General features: G+C 48.2%; 17 protein-coding genes. 3 read left to right on the top strand and 14 right to left on the bottom strand.

Annotation, left to right across the window (positions count from 1 at the left end; translation table 11 throughout):
- Positions 1–13: 13 nt before the first annotated feature.
- From HII30_RS08290 to HII30_RS08270, 5 genes are all read right to left on the bottom strand, one after another.
- Positions 14–811: a hypothetical protein gene (locus HII30_RS08290; protein ID WP_169504540.1), complete on the bottom strand. Its 798-nt coding sequence runs from the start codon at positions 809–811 to the stop codon at positions 14–16.
- Positions 812–950: 139 nt separating this feature from the next.
- The gene (locus tag HII30_RS08285) at positions 951–2,276 is read right to left on the bottom strand and encodes a sensor histidine kinase (RefSeq protein WP_169504539.1); all 1,326 of its coding nucleotides are present in this window, start codon (positions 2,274–2,276) and stop codon (positions 951–953) included.
- Positions 2,273–3,007, bottom strand: coding sequence for a response regulator (locus HII30_RS21920; protein WP_169504538.1), 735 nt, complete (start codon positions 3,005–3,007; stop codon positions 2,273–2,275). Before HII30_RS21920 ends, HII30_RS08285 begins: the two co-directional genes overlap by 4 nt.
- An 18-nt stretch (positions 3,008–3,025) precedes the next feature.
- On the bottom strand, positions 3,026–3,586 hold the full coding sequence (locus HII30_RS08275) for a GNAT family N-acetyltransferase (RefSeq protein WP_169504537.1): 561 nt from the start codon (positions 3,584–3,586) through the stop codon (positions 3,026–3,028).
- Between the two features lie 103 nt (positions 3,587–3,689).
- Positions 3,690–4,253 carry a GbsR/MarR family transcriptional regulator gene (locus tag HII30_RS08270; protein WP_169504536.1) on the bottom strand — a complete coding sequence of 188 codons (564 nt, stop codon included), beginning with the start codon at positions 4,251–4,253 and terminating at the stop codon, positions 3,690–3,692.
- Between the two features lie 357 nt (positions 4,254–4,610).
- On the opposite strand from HII30_RS08270, the gene HII30_RS08265 reads away from it, so the two are divergent.
- From HII30_RS08265 to HII30_RS08255, 3 genes are read left to right on the top strand one after another with little or no spacing between them, the layout of a single operon-like run.
- Positions 4,611–5,813, top strand: a complete 1,203-nt coding sequence (locus HII30_RS08265) for a quaternary amine ABC transporter ATP-binding protein (RefSeq protein ID WP_169504535.1) — start codon at positions 4,611–4,613, stop codon at positions 5,811–5,813.
- On the top strand, positions 5,806–6,639 hold the full coding sequence (locus HII30_RS08260) for an ABC transporter permease (RefSeq protein ID WP_169504534.1): 834 nt from the start codon (positions 5,806–5,808) through the stop codon (positions 6,637–6,639). The genes HII30_RS08265 and HII30_RS08260 overlap by 8 nt, the downstream gene beginning before the upstream one ends.
- Before the next feature lie 28 nt (positions 6,640–6,667).
- The gene (locus HII30_RS08255; protein WP_169504593.1) at positions 6,668–7,564 is read left to right on the top strand and encodes a glycine betaine ABC transporter substrate-binding protein; all 897 of its coding nucleotides are present in this window, start codon (positions 6,668–6,670) and stop codon (positions 7,562–7,564) included.
- A gap of 194 nt (positions 7,565–7,758) precedes the next feature.
- Here the strand turns inward: HII30_RS08255 and HII30_RS08250 are convergent, their stop codons facing one another.
- From HII30_RS08250 to HII30_RS08210, 9 genes are all read right to left on the bottom strand, one after another.
- Complete coding sequence (locus HII30_RS08250) at positions 7,759–9,147, bottom strand: extracellular solute-binding protein (RefSeq protein ID WP_169504533.1); 1,389 nt, start codon at positions 9,145–9,147, stop codon at positions 7,759–7,761.
- Positions 9,148–9,356: 209 nt separating this feature from the next.
- Positions 9,357–10,085 (bottom strand): DUF6081 family protein, encoded by a 729-nt coding sequence (locus HII30_RS08245; RefSeq protein WP_169504532.1) that lies wholly within the window; start codon positions 10,083–10,085, stop codon positions 9,357–9,359.
- Positions 10,086–10,106: 21 nt separating this feature from the next.
- On the bottom strand, positions 10,107–10,997 hold the full coding sequence (locus tag HII30_RS08240; protein ID WP_425495983.1) for a prenyltransferase: 891 nt from the start codon (positions 10,995–10,997) through the stop codon (positions 10,107–10,109).
- A gap of 233 nt (positions 10,998–11,230) precedes the next feature.
- Positions 11,231–11,980, bottom strand: a complete 750-nt coding sequence (locus HII30_RS08235; RefSeq protein ID WP_343045078.1) for a glycerophosphodiester phosphodiesterase — start codon at positions 11,978–11,980, stop codon at positions 11,231–11,233.
- A 32-nt stretch (positions 11,981–12,012) separates the two neighbouring features.
- Positions 12,013–13,005 carry an SGNH/GDSL hydrolase family protein gene (locus tag HII30_RS08230; protein WP_343045084.1) on the bottom strand — a complete coding sequence of 331 codons (993 nt, stop codon included), beginning with the start codon at positions 13,003–13,005 and terminating at the stop codon, positions 12,013–12,015.
- 59 nt (positions 13,006–13,064) lie between these two features.
- The gene (locus tag HII30_RS08225) at positions 13,065–13,895 is read right to left on the bottom strand and encodes a carbohydrate ABC transporter permease (protein ID WP_169504528.1); all 831 of its coding nucleotides are present in this window, start codon (positions 13,893–13,895) and stop codon (positions 13,065–13,067) included.
- A 9-nt stretch (positions 13,896–13,904) separates the two neighbouring features.
- Positions 13,905–14,846, bottom strand: a complete 942-nt coding sequence (locus tag HII30_RS08220; RefSeq protein WP_169504527.1) for a carbohydrate ABC transporter permease — start codon at positions 14,844–14,846, stop codon at positions 13,905–13,907.
- Positions 14,847–14,874: 28 nt separating this feature from the next.
- Positions 14,875–16,176 (bottom strand): ABC transporter substrate-binding protein, encoded by a 1,302-nt coding sequence (locus tag HII30_RS08215; protein WP_169504526.1) that lies wholly within the window; start codon positions 16,174–16,176, stop codon positions 14,875–14,877.
- A gap of 281 nt (positions 16,177–16,457) precedes the next feature.
- Positions 16,458–17,753, bottom strand: coding sequence for a class II aldolase/adducin family protein (locus HII30_RS08210; protein WP_169504525.1), 1,296 nt, complete (start codon positions 17,751–17,753; stop codon positions 16,458–16,460).
- Positions 17,754–17,849 lie beyond the last annotated feature (96 nt).

Raw genomic sequence — 17,849 nt, 5'->3', positions numbered from 1 at the left:
CGCTTCGCCTCCTTTAGGACGGATAGACCGTAACTTTTTTAAATTTGCTGAAATAGATAGCAATCAATGTCGTGAACAGCAGCGCCATGGCAGGACCGGCCAGAAGCGGCCAATATCCAAGTTTGTCAGTGTCATAGAACCCGGGCTCAAAGCTGTCATAGATTTTGTAATCCTGTAATTTAAACAGATTTAAAATGAAGTTTTCCAGCATTGCATAGAGAAATGGCCCAATCAGAACAATAAAAATATTAGAGACATACAGCGATAACACAAATGCGAGTGTAGCGATAATAGCGGATAAGAATCCCTGCCACAAGCTCAGCATGATTCCATATCCCAGCGGCTGATTCACAAATAATGAACCCATAAAATGCAGCCTCTCAAGGCTTGGGGCAACCTCACCTGTGCTCCTATCGACCAGACTGTAAATCGGAGTGATGTCCGGCTTGATGTAAAGGGCTGTGATCACACCCATGAGCATTGCCACAAACATGATGAGAAACGAGCTGCCCGCGACGATCATCCACTTCGATAATATGTACCGGCTTTTCTTGACCCTGGGCAGTGTGTACATAAGAAACCGGTCTTTGCGCTCCATATACATCAGCCAGCCTGTCGGCAGAACAGATATGAGCGGAAACAGGAATACGATGAACGGTATGCCGACTTCCCACGCCTCCAGATCATGTTCCAGTGCATAGCTTTTATATATCGTGCCGCTTAGAACGGATACCACAAGACTTAAGCTCAGCATGGTGATCAGGACCGGCCAGCGCAGCTTGTTCCATTCCAGTCTGAGTAACTTGTTCAAAATCTTCATTCCTCCTTGTCTTAACCTGTCTTCAATATAGACTGCCTTTCCGGCAGGTACAATAGCCGCAGAACGAACAAGGGCCTTACGGGTATGAACGAAATTTCGTTCCCGTAAAGCCCTTGTTTATGCTCTTCCTTCAGGGGATGAGCACACCTATAGACAGATAAGTTATCCCTTTATATTCGGTATTGCGGGTAATCAGCCTGCCCTTGTGCTGCAGTACAATCTGCTTCACATTGTATAAGCCGTAGCCGCGAGATCCCTGGGCTGTATTCTTGGTCGTATAGCCCTTGTTAAACATTTGGATGAAATCTGTGCTGGATTTTGGAGGACCTGGATTCATGACACTGATCTCGGTCAGCCCCTCCTTCTCTGTCCGCTGAACCGTTACGATGATCTCATCCTCCGGGAACGACGCTTCAATGGCATTATCAATCAGAACCCCAAGAATCTCCACCAGCTGGTGCTCTTCTGTCACGATATGTCCAAACGAGACATGGATGACCGGGGTCAGCGTAATCTTTCGCTGTTCGGCTATTCTCATTTTCGTATACAGAAAACCTCCGATCACTTTGCTGTCGAGCTGCAAAACCTCCCGGATCTCCGACTGCATAATGACATTGTCCGTATAGGCTGAAATCTGGGCCCTCGCTTCCGGCAAGTTGGGGGCCGTTTCCACAATACTGTGAATGGCGAGAAGCTTGTTATGAAACTCATGCTGTCTGGCACGCACTTCACTCACCAGCTCATCAATGACAGGAAGATACTGCTCGATCGCGGAGACCCTTTTTTCCTGGCGTGTCTGTTTGTGATGTTCATAGATAATCCACAGATTCATACTGATGACCAGCGTAAACAGGAGCAGAATCAGCAGCAGGTTCTGTGTAACAAATGACGTCTCAAAGTTCGCATAGATAACGATGCAGAGAACCACCACAGCCGACTGAACCAGCATAATTCTAGGGAAAATACCACTGTAATCCCCAAGATAAAAACTGCCCCGCTTTGTGATCAATAAAAGATAGAGCATCAGGGCAAGCAGCAGCGTAATCCCTCTGTGGATATAGGAAAAGACATCCGAATCCTGCGCCATGATCAAACCGGCTCCCGCGATACTGAAGGTTCGAAGCAGAATCCAGATCAGAAAGCTGAGAAAGGTTACCACAATCACTTTCATGTTCGATATGGAATAGATCAGACTGCTGTTCAGCATAAGTACACACATCAGCAGCACAAGCAGAAGAATCGGATTATTCACAGGAAGAAGGTCAAAATTATTGGCATCGAAACCTTCCCACCATACTGCATTTCCAGTCCTCCGGTAGCGCAAAATTAAGCAGAGAATATGAAAACAGATAAACCAGATAATTGTATTCTTCTCGAACCGGATGGCTTGTCCCGCCAGACTGAAACAGAGCACAAGCATAATAACCGTATCCAGGAGAATCTGAAAATAAATCATTGGCTTCCTCTGTTCGTTAGACCATGTCTGTACTTATGGCCGATGGGAATCAACTGATCTGCACCCGCCAGTTCAACGGTCCCTTCCGATTTATCGATCCTCGTAATATATGAGGTGTTGATAATATAGCTTTTGTGACACTGAACGAATGAGTGATTCCCCAGCAGGTCCGATATCTTTTTCAGTGACAGCCCGGAAATCCGGTCAGAACGCAGCCCGCCCCCGGTGGACTTCACATGCAGTTCCAGATGTTTGCCGAAGGATTCTACATAAACAATTTCCTTTAAAGGATACTCCAGAATGTGGCTCTTCTGCTCAATGGTGATCGTCTCCGGCTTCTGTCGTTCTCCCCCGGCCAGGTGCTGCAAGTACGTTAAAGCATCCCGTAGAACCTGCAGTACTTCTGCTTTCGTAAAGGGCTTAATGAGAAAGCTGTAGCATTTGATTTCCCGATATGAATTTAGCTCCTCGTTGGCTAATGCAGTGGCAAATATAATAGGGGTGTATGCATAGCGCTGAATCTCCCGCAGCTGTCTCGCCAGCTCTGTGCCTTTGTAATCGGTCAATTGAATGTCCAGAATAAACAGTTTAATGTCATGGGTTTGGGCGATTTCCAACGCCTCACTCGATTTGCCTGTCGTGTACACCTGCGCAGACGGGGCCGCATCTCGGACACAGGACACCAGCAATTTCTCAATATGAGGTTCATCTTCTACGATGAGTATATTCACAAGGTGATTCCTCCCTGGCTACAGCCACTTGACCATATGAGCATAAGGATGGCCGTTGATCATAATTTCTTTATCGCTTTTGTAACCGTTTCGGAGATACAGGTCATGCGCCCGTTGGTTTCCGCGTGCCACAGCAAGCGCTATTTTGAAAAACCCCTGCTCTTTAGCACGTTCTTTCGCTGCATTCATCAGCGCTGTGCCGATTCCTCTTCCAGCAAATTCTGCTGAAACAGACAAGGTATCAATATAAAACTCATCGTGATCTGCTTCCGGGTCGAGCGTAAGAGAAGAATCCTGCTTCAGCATCCGGAGACGGTTTAGAATCGGACGGTCCAGAACCGCCGACTCACTGCCCCCATAGGAAATAACAATCCCTACTGCCGTTCCTTCTACTTCACAGATCAGAGCCTGACGGTATCCGAGTCTTCCTTCCTCCTGCTCAAAAAAAGACACCAGTACCCGGATCACATCCTCCTCCGATTTCATGCCGGTCAGCTGATGTGCCACATCATGCAGGGCATCGTATAACAGCCTGGCCGCGGCTTGTGCATCAGCGGGTTGTGCTTGTCGAATAAACATGTGTGATATCTCCTTTAATGATAAGTGTACCAAGCCAAGGTAAAAAGGCACAACCGTCTGGTTGCGCCTTTCATCGTCAAGAGCATCTGCCCCTTGTTATTGGTTATTGTTCAGGCGGTTCCTTCGGAACCAGTTTAAAAATATCACCATTAACAAACGTATCGATTAACCGGTCAAGCCACTGATAATACGCTACCGCTTCTTTCATTTTCGATAAATCCTGATCCATCACTGCGATTAAATACTCGTCGTCTCCATGTTCTTTCCTTAGCCGACTCCACTCTTCGATCGCCTTCTTCAAGATTAAAATGTTGCTTTCTACCGACTTTCTCCACTTTACATCGAAAAAATCAAAAAAGGTCTGGTACCAGTCATATTCCACCTCATACAGATCTTTTCGAGAGCCTTTTTCCCACACTTTATTAACCATTTTATAATCAAGCAGTGTCCGTACACCGGTGCTCATGCTGGTTTTACTCATCTTCATTTCCTGACCCATTTCATCCAGATTCATCGGCTTATCGGCAAAAAACAGCAGTCCGTAGAGATGTCCAGTGGATACAGGTATTCCATATAAGTCCATATTTCTTCCAATGTTTTCGATCACACGTTTACGAATTTTATCGACGGCAGCCTGCCGTTCTTCATTTAAATGGTACAAGCCCATGCTTGCAGCCTCCTCTATCTATAACCATGTCCGCTGTCTCACTTTATTGTGTCCTTAGCCGGCGAAAAATGATCATGTTGCCCTTTGAAAAGTGAACTAAATAAAAGCTCTACATATTCTTTGTCTATTGTAGGGAATGCTATTTTAAAAGTAAAGATCACCTCTCGAGAGGATAAAGGAGCATATCAGAGGAAATGGAAGCATAACTTTGTACAGTTTTTACTGTACGTTCTATACGTACGGATTTAACGTTTGAAAGTAGGACTTTTGTGTTGATATAATACTGGGCATGGGTTCATGGCACTATGAAACGGTGACGAGTTCAGGCTTCTTAATATTAATGAAGGAGGAGTAAGCTTGACGATTCTTCAAGTTAAAAATGTTAGCAAGCTTTTCGGAAGCCATCCGGAACAGGGGTTGGAACTCCTGCAGCAAGGATGGAGCAAGGAACGTATTGCGAAAGAAAAAAATATTACGGTCGGAGTCAACCGCGTGAGCTTTGACATTCAACAGGGAGAGATTTTCGTGATCATGGGGCTCTCCGGAAGCGGGAAATCCACGCTGGTGCGTTTGCTAAATCGCTTAATCGAACCGACATCTGGAGAAATTCTTATCAACGGTAAGGATTTAAGGAAAATGAATAAAGAAGATCTGCGGAAGGTACGGCGAAAGTCCATCAGTATGGTGTTTCAGAAATTCGCCCTCTTCCCGCATCGGACGGTAAGCGAGAATGTCGAATACGGCTTGGAAATTCAGAAGGTTGAGAAAAGCAAACGCCGTGAGGCTGCGCTTCAGTCTCTGGAGCTTGTCGGCCTTAAAGGCTGGGAAGATAAACTTCCAGATGAACTCAGCGGGGGGATGCAGCAGCGTGTCGGGCTCGCTCGCGCACTCGCCAATGACCCCGAAATTCTGCTGATGGACGAAGCTTTCAGTGCGCTGGATCCATTGATCCGCCGGGATATGCAGGACGAGCTGCTGGAATTGCAGGATAAGATGAAAAAAACGATCGTCTTTATCACACATGATCTGGATGAAGCACTCCGGATCGGAGACCGAATTGCTCTGATGAAGGATGGCGCTGTTGTACAGATTGGCACACCTGAAGAGATACTGACGCAGCCTGCCAATGATTATGTGGAGAGATTCGTCGAAGACGTGGATCTGTCGAAGGTGCTGACAGCCTCCCACGTGATGCGGCGTCCAGAGACCATCACTACAGACCGGGGACCTCGTGTCGCACTGGAAGTGATGCGTGAACGCGGCATATCCAATCTGTTTGTCATTGACCGCTCCAAGAAGCTGATCGGGGTCATTACAGCCGAGGATGCTTCAGATGCGCTCAAGAACAACAAAAAGCTGGAGGATATCGTCATTCTCGATGGTCCGCGAGTGGGACCGGATACGCTGCTGAATGAACTGTTCGAAATCACAAGCATGTCCAAGGTGCCTCTGGCCGTCGTCGACGATAACGGCCGATTAACTGGCGTCATCGTCCGGGGTGCTGTTCTTGGCGCCCTGGCCGGCGAGAGCAAGGCCGAGGAGGTGAAACCTCATGCCTAAGATTCCTTTGGCAGACTGGATTAATTCTATCGTGGACTGGATGGAAGAATATTTGGCAGGCTTCTTTGACCTGGTGGCTGATGTTATCGAATCCATTGTGGATTTCTTCAGTTACTTGTTTCTGCTGCCGCATCCGTTCGTCTTCATCGCCATCCTGGGTGTTCTGGCCTTTCTGGTTGGCCGCACATCGCTCATGCTGTTCAGTGTCATCGGCTTTTTGATCATCGATAATCTCGGCTACTGGCCGCAGACGATCGATACCTTGAGCCTGGTGCTGACATCCGGTCTGATCTCCGTGATTCTCGGCGTACCGCTTGGCATCTGGGCGGCATACAGCAAAGGGGCTTCCCGAATTATCATTCCGGTTCTTGACTTTATGCAGACGATGCCAGCATTCGTATATCTGCTGCCGGCTGTAACATTCTTTAGTCTCGGCGTGGTGCCGGGTGTTATCGCATCTGTTATTTTCGCGATTCCACCGACCATCCGTTTAACACGGCTTGGCATTATGCAGGTGTCGGGTGAATTAACTGAAGCTGCCGATGCCTTTGGCTCGACTTCGGGTCAAAAACTGTTTAAAGTACAGCTGCCGCTCGCTATGCCGACGATTATGGCAGGTGTGAACCAGACAATCATGCTGTCTTTGTCTATGGTCGTTATCGCCTCCATGATCGGGGCGCAGGGCATTGGTGCTGAAGTGTACCGTGCTGTAACCCAGCTTCAGATTGGTAAAGGGTTTGAAGCCGGTCTCGCCGTCGTAATTCTTGCGATTGTGCTTGACCGCTTTACACAAAATATATTTAAAACGAAAAAAAGGGGTGCTTGATTTGAAAAAGAACACGAAATTATTGTTAATGCTCAGCCTGGTGGCTGTGCTGGTCCTCTCCGCATGCGGTCAGAAGGACGAAGGCGGAACTACTGCAGGCGAAGGAGACAACAACGGAACACCAGCTGCTGTCGGTGAACAGGTAGACCATGAAATTATCGGTATCGATCCGGGTGCAGGTATCATGAAAGCAACCGCTAAAGCGATCGAAGATTATGAGCTGAGCGACTGGACACTGATCGAAGGATCCGGCGCAGCAATGACCGCTACCCTGGACAAAGCTATCAAGAATGAAGAACCTGTCATCATTACAGGCTGGACACCGCACTGGATGTTCTCGAAATATGATCTGAAGTACCTGGAAGATCCGAAAAAGGTGTATGGTGAAGCTGAAGAAATTCACACACTGGGACGCAAAGGTCTGCAGGAAGATCATCCTGAAGCGTATCAGTTCCTCGACAACTTCATGTGGACATCCGATGAAATGGGTGAAATCATGACTGCCATTCAGGAAGGCAAATCTCCTGAAGACGCAGCAAAAGAATGGGCTGACAGCAATACGGATCGTGTTGACGAATGGACCAAAGACATTCAACCCGTTGACGGCAAAGAGCTGAAGCTCAGCTATGTTGCCTGGGATTCTGAAATTGCCAGCACAAATGTAGTAAAATATGTGCTTGAGAGCAAGCTCGGTTACAAAGTGACTGCCCTTCAAGTCGAAGCCGGCCCAATGTGGACAGGTGTCGCTAATGGCGATGTCGATGCAAGCGTTGCTGCATGGCTGCCATTGACACATGCTGACTACATGGCAGAATTCGAAGACAAGCTGGACGATCTGGGTGCCAACATGGAAGGTGTAAAAACCGGACTGGTCGTACCTTCTTACATGGAGATCAGCTCCATTGAAGATTTGAAAGGCGAGTAAGCTTAAACAACAAAAAGAGGGGCGGTCCCACAAAGATCTATGATCTTGTGGGACCGCCCCTTTTTGTTGTGGCAAAACGCTGTGGGTTTGGGTCCTATGTATGTGAAAAACCACATACATTTCACCGTGCGAGTGGGATTTTCACCCTATGTATGCGGAAAACCACATACATTCCGGCCCGCGGGCTCAGGTGTCTATGTTCTAGATGGCTGTACCGGGCGGGGTGCCAGTCGCTGCGCTGCCTGCTCGGCCTCCTCCATATTAGCCCAAAACAGCTTCAGTTCATTACGCAGCATATCGAGCTCCCGTATAGAGATCGCCAAATCATCATAGGTACCGAACGTGGGGATAATTTCCCGGTACAGCTGAAAGCGGGACGGACGATACATACTCTCCTCTCCTCTCCACTCCGCAGCATGCTTACTGGCAGGTATACTGAGCGTATGCTGCCGGATATGAAGCTGCGCCTCCGCCGAAGTGAGAAAGTCCACCAAAAGCCGTGCTGCCTCCTTCTGCTTGGATTGGCGGTTCACGGCCAGCCCGGTAACGAGCATTATCGTTTTGGCATGGTCATGATAGGGAACCGGGGCCAGGTCATACGCAAAATCAGCATTCTTCAAATATTTGAGCCCATAATAGGTTGTCATAATCATCGCGGCCTTCTGCTGCAAAAAGAGCTTCTCGGCATCCGCGTCGGCTTCAGATAAAAAGGATGAAAAAGCTCCCTGAGAGTAAAATACATCCCTTAAACCGCTGAGCGCCTTCCACAGTTCAGGATCATTGAAAACATATTTTCCATCTTCCTTTTGAAACCGGTAACCTTCTTGAAGGAGCACAATCGGAAAGCGGTTAGTTGAGGCAATGTGAGCATAGAACCCGAACGGGCTGCCTCCTTTTTTCAGCGTCTTCGCTGCCTTCGACAGGTCTTTCCAGGACCAGCTGCTGTCGGGCTCAGAGATTCCAGACTGTTTCAGCAGTTCTTTGTTATAACAGAGCACTACCGGAGAGAAGACAAAGGGTCTGCCATACAGAATGCCATTATGGGAAAGCACCGGCTGTAGAAATGGATAGGCATCCGGGTGCGCCTCCTGCTCCTCAAATAAATGAAGAGATTCCCGCTCCTTAGTCTCTAGAAAATTCCAGTGATTCAGTGTAATGACATCAAGCCAGCCATGATCGAGATAGCTTTTTATCGCTTCCGGATAGCGGTGATACGGCAGAGCAATCGTCTCCACCTGAATATGCGGATATTTGCTGCAAAAGGTGCTGATCAGCTCCCTGAAGTCGGTCTCCTCTTCCAGAGAAGGGTATATTCCTATTTTTAATGAGACGGAGCCTTCGGTTTCCATGCTGTTAATCCGGTTGCCCACACGCGGCACCTTCGTAATCAGCCCTTCAGAAACCAGCAGCTCCAGCCCCTTTCGAACGGATTTTTTACTGAGCTTGTACTGCTCGGCAAGAGCAAGCTCTGATGGAAGGTAATCTCCAGCAGGCTTAACCCGGGTGATGATCTCGCGCCGCAGCGTGCCTACCATATCTTCCAGACGTTTTTGAAACGTTATACGATCCGGTTTATTACTCATTCCAAAACTCTCCTTAGTTAACCACTCAAGTCTCCATATTTTATGGAAAGTATACCACATTCCAGAACGTCACATCATTTGGAAACCACAAATAAACCAGAGCTTGCTGAATTAAAATCCAGCACATAAAAAAACCGCCTGACGCGGATTATGCAGCACATATCCACATCAAGCGGTTTCGTTTCATGCTATGGGAATCTGAATTTCTACTACTCTTTAATCGTAACTTTAACCGGTGACCATTCTCCGATCACGGTCTGTCCATGGACAGACACGCTTCCTTCCGGGGTGAGGTCTTTTTCGGTCATAATGCCGAGTGCAATGGTAAACTGGTTGAATTTGACCGGTACCTGCTGCTGCCGGCGAACCTCTTCCCCATTCACATAAAAGATGACCTCATCCTGGGCACGGTTATAGGTGATCTTGTACGTATTAAACTCACGCGGCTTGAAATTGGTATCTTCTTTAAAAATACAAAAGTACCGGGTCTTGTCTGACGGCGGAACCTCGACACCCGGGAATGGCAGTACGGCATATACGCTCGCATATTTATCATTGGAAGCGAAAAAGTCCAGTGCCGCTCCTGTTGAGAAATCCAGCAGGTTCAGAGATACATACCCGTCGTAAAGATCTCCCGGCACGGTACCCTGGCTGCGCGCACGAATCTGCAGTTCAAAGCTGACTTCACCAGCTTCAGGCACTTTCACATCTTCTACAGAATAATACATGTGTTTCGCATTATCCAGAATCTGCACCTGATTATGCTGTCGGCTCAGCGGAGCACGCACATACAGCATCCCGTTTCGGACGATGACGACGGCATCCGGTTCCCGGTACTCCCAGAACGAGCCGTCCGGAAGCGGAAACCCGCCCATTTTCCAAACTTCGCCCTCTGAGAGGATGGTATGAAAATCTCCAACAATACGTTCTTGTTCCATAGCGGTTGAACCCTCTTTTCTTTACATGGTTTGTAGGTAAGCCTGAACGATTAACGATAACATCAATACACTTCCGCATGTCATCGTTGCTTTCATCGAAGCGCCCATTAGCGGTAAATAAGCCTCAGAGCGATTTTGGTCCTGCAGACGGCCGTAGACCAGATATAATGGAATCATCGTGAGCAGGGCAGCCAGTCCATATATCGGCAGCGCACCCGCTGCAACACAAGCAATAATGGACAGACAGGACAGAAGCAGCAGAACACGTGAGAATATCAACGCACGCTTCTCTCCCCATACGACTACAAGTGTTTTTTTGCCGGCCTGACGATCTGCCTGCCAATGCAGAAAATGATGGTTAAATAGGATCAGTGTGGTCAGTAGACCAATCGGCAGTGACAACAGCAGTGCCCGAACATCCATATGCGATGTCTGTACATAGTAGGCGCCCATCACCGGCAGAATGCCGAAAGAGAGCAAAATCGCAATCTCGCTGTATCCTTTTCCCCTGTAACCGAACTGCAGCGGCGGCGCTACGTAAAAATAGGCGATCAATCCGCCGAGCGCACCCAATATGAACGCCCACCATCCGCTGATAAAGCCCAGTACAATCCCGCACAATGCGGCAATGCCGAACAGAAGCCATGTCACGAACTCGAATTTGCGCATAGACCATTTCCCCTGCGTCAGGAAGCCGGAATTTGTGGAGATCGCATCCACATTGTTCGCCGCCTCTTCATCGGTACCATTCTTGTAGTCCCACAGATCATTGACCATATTCGAGAACAGATGAGCAGCACCTGCACCCAGAAGGGTCAGCAGGAACAGCCAGACATGAAATTCACCGGTCCATACATATGCCCCCAACGCCCCTAGTGCAACGGGAATCAGCATCACAGGGATAACCTGCATCCGGGAAGCCTTCTTAAATTGTGACCATGTATTCAAAAAAAGTCGCACCCCTTTCAATAAAATAGTAGAACGCCTGCAGCGGAACGCGGCAGACGTGTTGACATTGTGAAACAAAGAACTACGTTACATATATAGAGAATAACATATTTCCTGTTTTTTTGTCATCTATTGATGAAAAAGCACACCCGCGAAAGAAGAATTACTTCTGTCTCAGGTGTGCTTTTTCATTTGATTTAACGGGATGCTGGTGTACCTTTCAGTAATGCTTTGAGTCTGCCTGGATAATCGGTAATAATGCCATCCATGCCCATTTCAATAGCTTCCGTCATTGTTTCTGCCTGATTGATAGTCCATCCGTATACTTGAAGCCCCGCCGCCTGGGGACCAGTGATATCTTTAGGCTCCCATCTTTTCATATTCGGATGCAAGGAGTAGACTTCTGTACCAGCTGCTGCCGGCAAATGCTCATGATGATCCAGATTCAGATTGTACAGCAGGCCAACCTTGATTGCCGGCTCCAGTTGTTTGAGATGCTTCAGGCTTTTCCAGTCAAAAGAAGATACGACGACGGTATCCAGACGGCCCTTCCGCTTCAGCAGCTCGACCAGAATCGGTTCCAACTTTCCTTCACACGATCCCTTAATTTCTACATTAATAACGATCTCCGGCGGTGCCAGATCAAAAACCTCTTCCAGCCGTGGTATAACTTCTCCCTTATATTTCTCATCGAACCAGGCCCCCGCATCCACAGCCTGCAGCTGCTCCACCGTCATATCCCGGACTTTACCCGAACCATTGGTGGTCCGGTCAATCGTATCATCGTGGATCACGACAATCTCCCCATCTTTGGACAGATGTACATCCAGTTCAAACCCGTCACAGCCCTGTTCCAGTCCAAGGCTAAATGCGGCCAGCGTATTTTCCGGCGCTTCGCCCGAAGCACCACGATGTGCAAATATAATAGGTACTTTCTTGTTCGACACAGTATCCACTCCTCATATTATGTATGTACTTATTATAACGGATGTCGTGCCCGTTTCGGTGTCACATTCAATTTCTCCAGCTGGGAAATCACCCGCTCGGCCATGATTCCATACCCTTCGGCATCAGGATGAAGCTGATCCGGCATATGGCAGGCATCTCGTTCTCCAAAAATCGTAAGCCCGTCGATATAGAAAAGCTGGCTATCACCCTGCCCATGCAGAATATCCACCGCTTGCTTTATTTGTTCACGCATCATCTGAAGGTTCAGTCCCACCTTATTGAGCTGGATCTCCCGCTCTTCCGCATAAATCGGTGACTGCACCGTAATAGGCGTGTTAACATGCTTCTCTCTTATAATCTGAATAAAACCAATGAGTGCCGGCATAAAGGTGCGTTCACTCAGCGACGAGCCTCCCATGATGTTCACTCCTGCACAGAGTGAGATCAAATCTGCCGGCAGATCACGGATCATACGGGCCATCATAGGCTCCAAGTGACAGTTGGCAGAAAATCCGAGATTGGTATGATGCCATCCTCCATACTGTGCTGCCAGTGCCGGCCAGGTCCGCGAAGGACTAGACGCCGCCTCACATTGTGTGATGGAGCTTCCGTAACAAATCCATTTCGGACGTGTGTCCTCAAACGGGCGATAACTCGCATGGTCATTGAGCTGCAGACTTACAACCACGGCTGGATGTGTCTGGGGCAAATACACCTCCAGCTGTTTCTCGCCCTCCGGCAGGCCTTCAAAGCTGCACCAGCTCTCATCAGCTTTCAGCAGAACCGTGGAATGAAAACGTCCGTTAATAACACAATCCAGCTTACGCTCGTCCTGATCCATAGGCTGCAGCTCAAGCGACGCTGTGACACAAGAACTTTGAAATGCGATACGGACGCCAGCTGTTACCTCCGCTTTTCCGTTCACCGCATCCGGTACAAACAAAGCACGAGCTTCATGGGGAATTCGCCAAGGCTTCGACCCTGAGGCCGTGTATTCAACAGTCACGGCCCCACTGTAATCCAGTTCATGTCCTTCTATTCTCAGACTGACTACCTCCTTATGCTGTTCTTATGCTGCATACCTCACTTGAATGTCGAGTTCGACATCGCTGTAATGATATGTTTCTGTGCCAATACGAAGATCAATACGATCGGAAGGATAATCATCACACTCGCTGCCATAATGAGATGGAAATTAAGCGCTTCGTCCCCGGCAACCGAATCCCTCATCATAGCAATTCCGACGGTCAATACACGCATATCATTGGAATTGGTCATGATCAGCGGCCAGAAGTAAGAGTTCCAGCTGCTGATAAATGTCAGAATCGCCATCGTAGCAATTGTCGGGAAGGCCATCGGTGTTAAAATCCGATACAACGTCTGAAACCGGCTCGCACCGTCCACCTTTCCTGCCTCAATCACATCATTGCTAATCGATTTAAAGGTCTGGCGCAGTAAGAAGATCGTATAGGCCGAGACGGCATGTGGCACGATCAGCGCATAAAAGGTGTCAATCCATCTCAGATTGGACAGCATGACATATACCGGCACGAAGGTAACCTGCTCTGGTACAATCAGTGCGGCAAGAACAAGCAGGAACAGCTTATCCCGGCCCGGGAAGCTGCCTTTGGCAAACGCATATGCCGCCATAATGGCGAGATTGATCTGCAGAAACAGAATGCCGACCGTCTGGATCACCGTATTCACGGCATAACGCCCGAAAGGCGCAGCCTGGAAAGCTTCTGCGTAATTGCTCCACATGAACGTTTCGGGCCAGAAGGTCGGAACCGCCAGGCGAAGCTCGTTGGATGTTTTGAATGAAGTAATAACCATCCAGTACACCGGAAATATCATAATCAGGGTGACCAGAATTGCCGCGATCAGCCGGATGGTTTTCCATGTCTTGCTGGACATTTCGGTCCCCTACCCTTCATAATGAACTTTTTTCTTGGTTAATATCATTTGTACAGCAGTCAGCACGATAATGATCAGGAAGAAAATTATGACCAGCGCTGAGGCTCGGCCTGTCCGGAAGTTGACGAATGCCATCTCGTAAATCCAGTACACGATCGCTTTCGTCGAATCCAGCGGTCCGCCATTTGTCATAATGTCAATGGACTGAAACACCTGCATGGATGAAATAAAATTCGTGATCAGCAGAAAGAGTGTAGTTGGCGAGAGCAGTGGAAATGTAATGTGCAGGAACTGCCAAAACTTGTTCGCACCGTCCAGACTTGAAGCTTCAAAGTATTCCAGTGGAATGCTGCGCAGACCCGACAGAAAGATCAGCATCGTAAAGCCCACACCTTTCCAGATCGAAACCGCCAGCAGTGTCCAGATGGCCGTATTCGGATTTTGCAGCCAATTGACCGGGTCCATCCCAAATACACCGATAAACTTGTTAAGCAGCCCATACTGATTGTTGAATATCCATAGAAACACCATCGAGGCAATAACCATGGAAATATAGTAGGGCATGAAAATACCGGTACGCATAAAGTTGTAAAACCGTTTGGATACATTGAACAAGAGCGCAAGGCCAAGTCCGATGGCCAGGGTCAGGAATACGTCCAAAGCGGTGTACGTAAACGTAATGCGGAGCACTTTATAAAACAGCGGATCACTGACCAGCCGATCGTAGTTCTCGAAGCCGATGAATTTCTTCATCGGCCTTGTCATATTCCAGTTCGTAAAGCTGATATATAACGAGAACAACAGCGGGTAGTAGATGAAGACGCCAAGGATCAGCAGTGCCGGAGCCGCGAAAGAAAAGTCCTTGAGACTTTCTATCCGCCGGCGGGAGATTGAAGCCTTGGAAGCCATAGAAACTTTGGGCTTGGTGCGCGCGGCCGGGGCCTGTTTCATCCTTTTCCCTCACTTTTCTGTAATGGAATTAATAATCAGACAGCACATCATTCATTTTCTGTGTATTTTCCTTCAGCATCGGAACCGGATCTTTTCCGTTCAGAATCATCTCTCCGACGATATCCTTGTAAACACTGCTCATTTCCGGGTATGCCGGATGCTGTGGACGCGGGCCGACATTATCAAAATTATCGAATACCGCTTTATACTGCGGCCATTTTTCAAAATACTGCTTGCCTTCTTCCGAATCGATGACGGACTTGTGGGTTGGCAGATAGCCGGTTTCATCCGCCCATTTGATATTATGCTCAGCAGAGGTCATGAACTGAATGAACTTCCACGCCGCTTCCTTCTGCTCTTCCTTAGCACCTGACATCATGACGATGCCCGCTCCGCCGATATGCGATTTCCGCTCTTTGTCTCCTGGCAGGAAAGATACCCCGACATCAAATTTCGCATTCTCTACATACATTTTAATAATTGCAGAAGAGTGCTCCACCATGCCAATCTTCTCATCCAGGAACATTTGCCGCATCGTGTCTGATGCGCCCTTGCCGAATCCCATCATAAGGGAACCGTCATCGATCCACTTTTTAAAATTCTCAGCCCAACGCAGGCTCTCCGGCTGATCAAACCCAACCGTGTCGTCATCGGTCAGTACGGTACCGCCGCCATTGGAAATCCAGGGATCATAATACCAGGTATCCCATCCGGGAACGGAAAATGCATAGCGTGTGGTCTTGCCCCCCTCTTTCTCTGTCACTTTACTGTTGTAATCCTCGATTTCATCCCATGTCTGGGGTGGTTGTACACCAAGCTTATCCAGCAGTGTTTTGTTATACACCATCACACTGGTGCTGACGATGAGCGGAAAGCCATACTGCTTATCGTTATATGCATAGGCCTGCAGCATACCTTTGGAGAAATCCTCCATATCAACTTTATCCCGCTTGATATACGGCGTCAGGTCCTGAAACAAGCCGCCGTCCGCAAAGTTCGCGACTACCGAAACCTCTACGTTCGTCACAGCCGGTACATCATTCGCCGCTACCGCCGCACTGAGCTTTTTCTGCAGATCCGGATATCCGCCCTGGAATACAGGCTCTACGGTAATGTGCGGATAGGCTTTTTTAAATTCGTCAATCATGTAGTTTAAACCGCCCATTTGGGTTTCAGCATGAGAATGCCAGTACTGGATCGTTACCGGTGTCGTATCGTTCGGATCTCCCTGCGGCATTTCCGCTGCTTCATCACCGCCGCCGCATCCGGTCACGGTACCGAACGCAAGTACCGCTGCCAGTGCGGTGCCGAGCCACTTCTTTTTGAACATCATCATCATTCCCCTCTCTTTTTAAAGACACAAAAAAATGGAGACACAAAAAAACCATGCACCATGCTTATTCCACCTGAGCAAAACAAAGTGAAATAAACGCTGGGGCATGGGTATTCTCATGGTCTCCACCCAATGCAGCATATAAAGTTAAGCGTTTTCAAAAGTGATTATGACACTCATCGATCAGGCTGTCAAGACCGCATTTAGCGGTCCGGCACAGCCTTAATATCCTGCTCCATGTCCACTGGTTCTGCTGCGGCCCCAATTCTACAGCGAAATTAAATCGGGTCCAACTTGAAGGCATGATCAATTTCTTTGATTTGATTATGGTCGATATGAACGATATTTCCCAGGCTCGCAGAAGCGATCATCGCATTCGCACTATACTCCGCAACTTCAAGGCGATCAAAAGCCTGCAGCAGACTCGCACCTGTAGCTATGACGCAATTATTCGCCACCAGGGCAATAGGTGCTGCCGGGGTAAATACCTCCGCCACGCGTTCCATATCGTGATACACGGCACCAAACGGAAGCTTGGGCATTTCCCGAAGCAGAATATAGCTCTCCGGAATGGTTCGAGAATCAAATGCAGCATCCGTCACAGCAAATGCCATAATATTCGGCGGGTGTGCAATCATAATGGATTGAATATGAGGATGTTTCTTGTATATGAGCCGGTGCAGCTGGTGAGAGCGGCTCGGTTGATACCCTGACTCGACTTGACCATCATCCACCCGCACCAAGTCCTCGGGTCTGAGATATTTCCGATCCTTGTTATACGGAGTAATAACAAAGCTGTCTTCTCCCAGTTTGTGTGAGAATGTTCCTTGTGTGCTCGTAAACAGCTGCTGATCGTATGAACGCTGTATGAACAGACACATATCCCGCCGGATCTCCTTCTCCCTGGATCCATAAGCACCTGCCTGAAACACATCATAACGCTGCTCCTGATTGGCTTGAACAATCTCATAATCGGGATCCGATAAAAGTACCGGAGATCCGATCTGTCTGGCCTTTATCTCCAATCTTGCACAAAAATCAAGCGTTTCGAATGCTTTAAATGCCTCAAACAGGCTGCTTCCGCCCGCTACGACACCATGATTCTCCAACATGACGCTGTTAACGCCCTGCTTTAATATATCCGCTATATTTTGCCCTAACTGTTCACTGCCCGGCAGGGCGTACTTTGCCATTCCAATAGTTCCGCAAATCCGGCCTTCATTGGGGAGCAGTCTGATTTCCGGTACTTTTCTTACCATACTGAATGACACGAGAGCCGGAGGATGCGCATGCACAACGGCCTTGAGATCCGGCCGGGTCTGATAGACCAGTTTATGAAAAGGAAACTCACTGGAGGGCCGGTGTATTCCATGAACGTCACCATCAGGTTTGACACACACAATATCCTGCCGGGTAAGTGCTCCTTTGTCGATTCCTGCAGGGGTAATCCAAATATCTCCATTATCATCCAAAATGGATAAATTTCCGCCGGATGTGGTCGTCATTCCGTACTTGTAAATACGTTCCATCATCAACAGGATCTGATCTGCCGGATGAAGAAAATCAAAATTCATGGAAACCCCTCCGTGTTTGTCTTATTGTTTTCTGATTATTTAACTTTATTTTAATGATTTTTATCAATAATGTAAGTGATCATTCTCACAAATAAT

The organism is Paenibacillus lemnae (assembly GCF_012933385.1).
Classification (GTDB): domain Bacteria; phylum Bacillota; class Bacilli; order Paenibacillales; family Paenibacillaceae; genus Paenibacillus_AQ; species Paenibacillus_AQ lemnae.
This window is presented reverse-complemented; position numbering and strand designations above follow the sequence as displayed.

What these genes read in the sequence shown, in the direction of transcription:
- HII30_RS08285 (WP_169504539.1), bottom strand. Translation starts at nt 2,276, where the DNA reads ATGATTTATTTTCAGATTCTCCTGGATACGGTTATTATGCTTGTGCTC.
- HII30_RS08275 (WP_169504537.1), bottom strand. Translation starts at nt 3,586, where the DNA reads ATGTTTATTCGACAAGCACAACCCGCTGATGCACAAGCCGCGGCCAGG.
- HII30_RS08270 (WP_169504536.1), bottom strand. Translation starts at nt 4,253, where the DNA reads ATGGGCTTGTACCATTTAAATGAAGAACGGCAGGCTGCCGTCGATAAA.
- HII30_RS08260 (WP_169504534.1), top strand. Translation starts at nt 5,806, where the DNA reads ATGCCTAAGATTCCTTTGGCAGACTGGATTAATTCTATCGTGGACTGG.
- HII30_RS08255 (WP_169504593.1), top strand. Translation starts at nt 6,668, where the DNA reads ATGCTCAGCCTGGTGGCTGTGCTGGTCCTCTCCGCATGCGGTCAGAAG.
- HII30_RS08250 (WP_169504533.1), bottom strand. Translation starts at nt 9,147, where the DNA reads ATGAGTAATAAACCGGATCGTATAACGTTTCAAAAACGTCTGGAAGAT.
- HII30_RS08245 (WP_169504532.1), bottom strand. Translation starts at nt 10,085, where the DNA reads ATGGAACAAGAACGTATTGTTGGAGATTTTCATACCATCCTCTCAGAG.
- HII30_RS08240 (WP_425495983.1), bottom strand. Translation starts at nt 10,997, where the DNA reads ATGCAGGTTATCCCTGTGATGCTGATTCCCGTTGCACTAGGGGCGTTG.
- HII30_RS08225 (WP_169504528.1), bottom strand. Translation starts at nt 13,895, where the DNA reads ATGTCCAGCAAGACATGGAAAACCATCCGGCTGATCGCGGCAATTCTG.
- HII30_RS08220 (WP_169504527.1), bottom strand. Translation starts at nt 14,846, where the DNA reads ATGAAACAGGCCCCGGCCGCGCGCACCAAGCCCAAAGTTTCTATGGCT.
- HII30_RS08215 (WP_169504526.1), bottom strand. Translation starts at nt 16,176, where the DNA reads ATGTTCAAAAAGAAGTGGCTCGGCACCGCACTGGCAGCGGTACTTGCG.
- HII30_RS08210 (WP_169504525.1), bottom strand. Translation starts at nt 17,753, where the DNA reads ATGAATTTTGATTTTCTTCATCCGGCAGATCAGATCCTGTTGATGATG.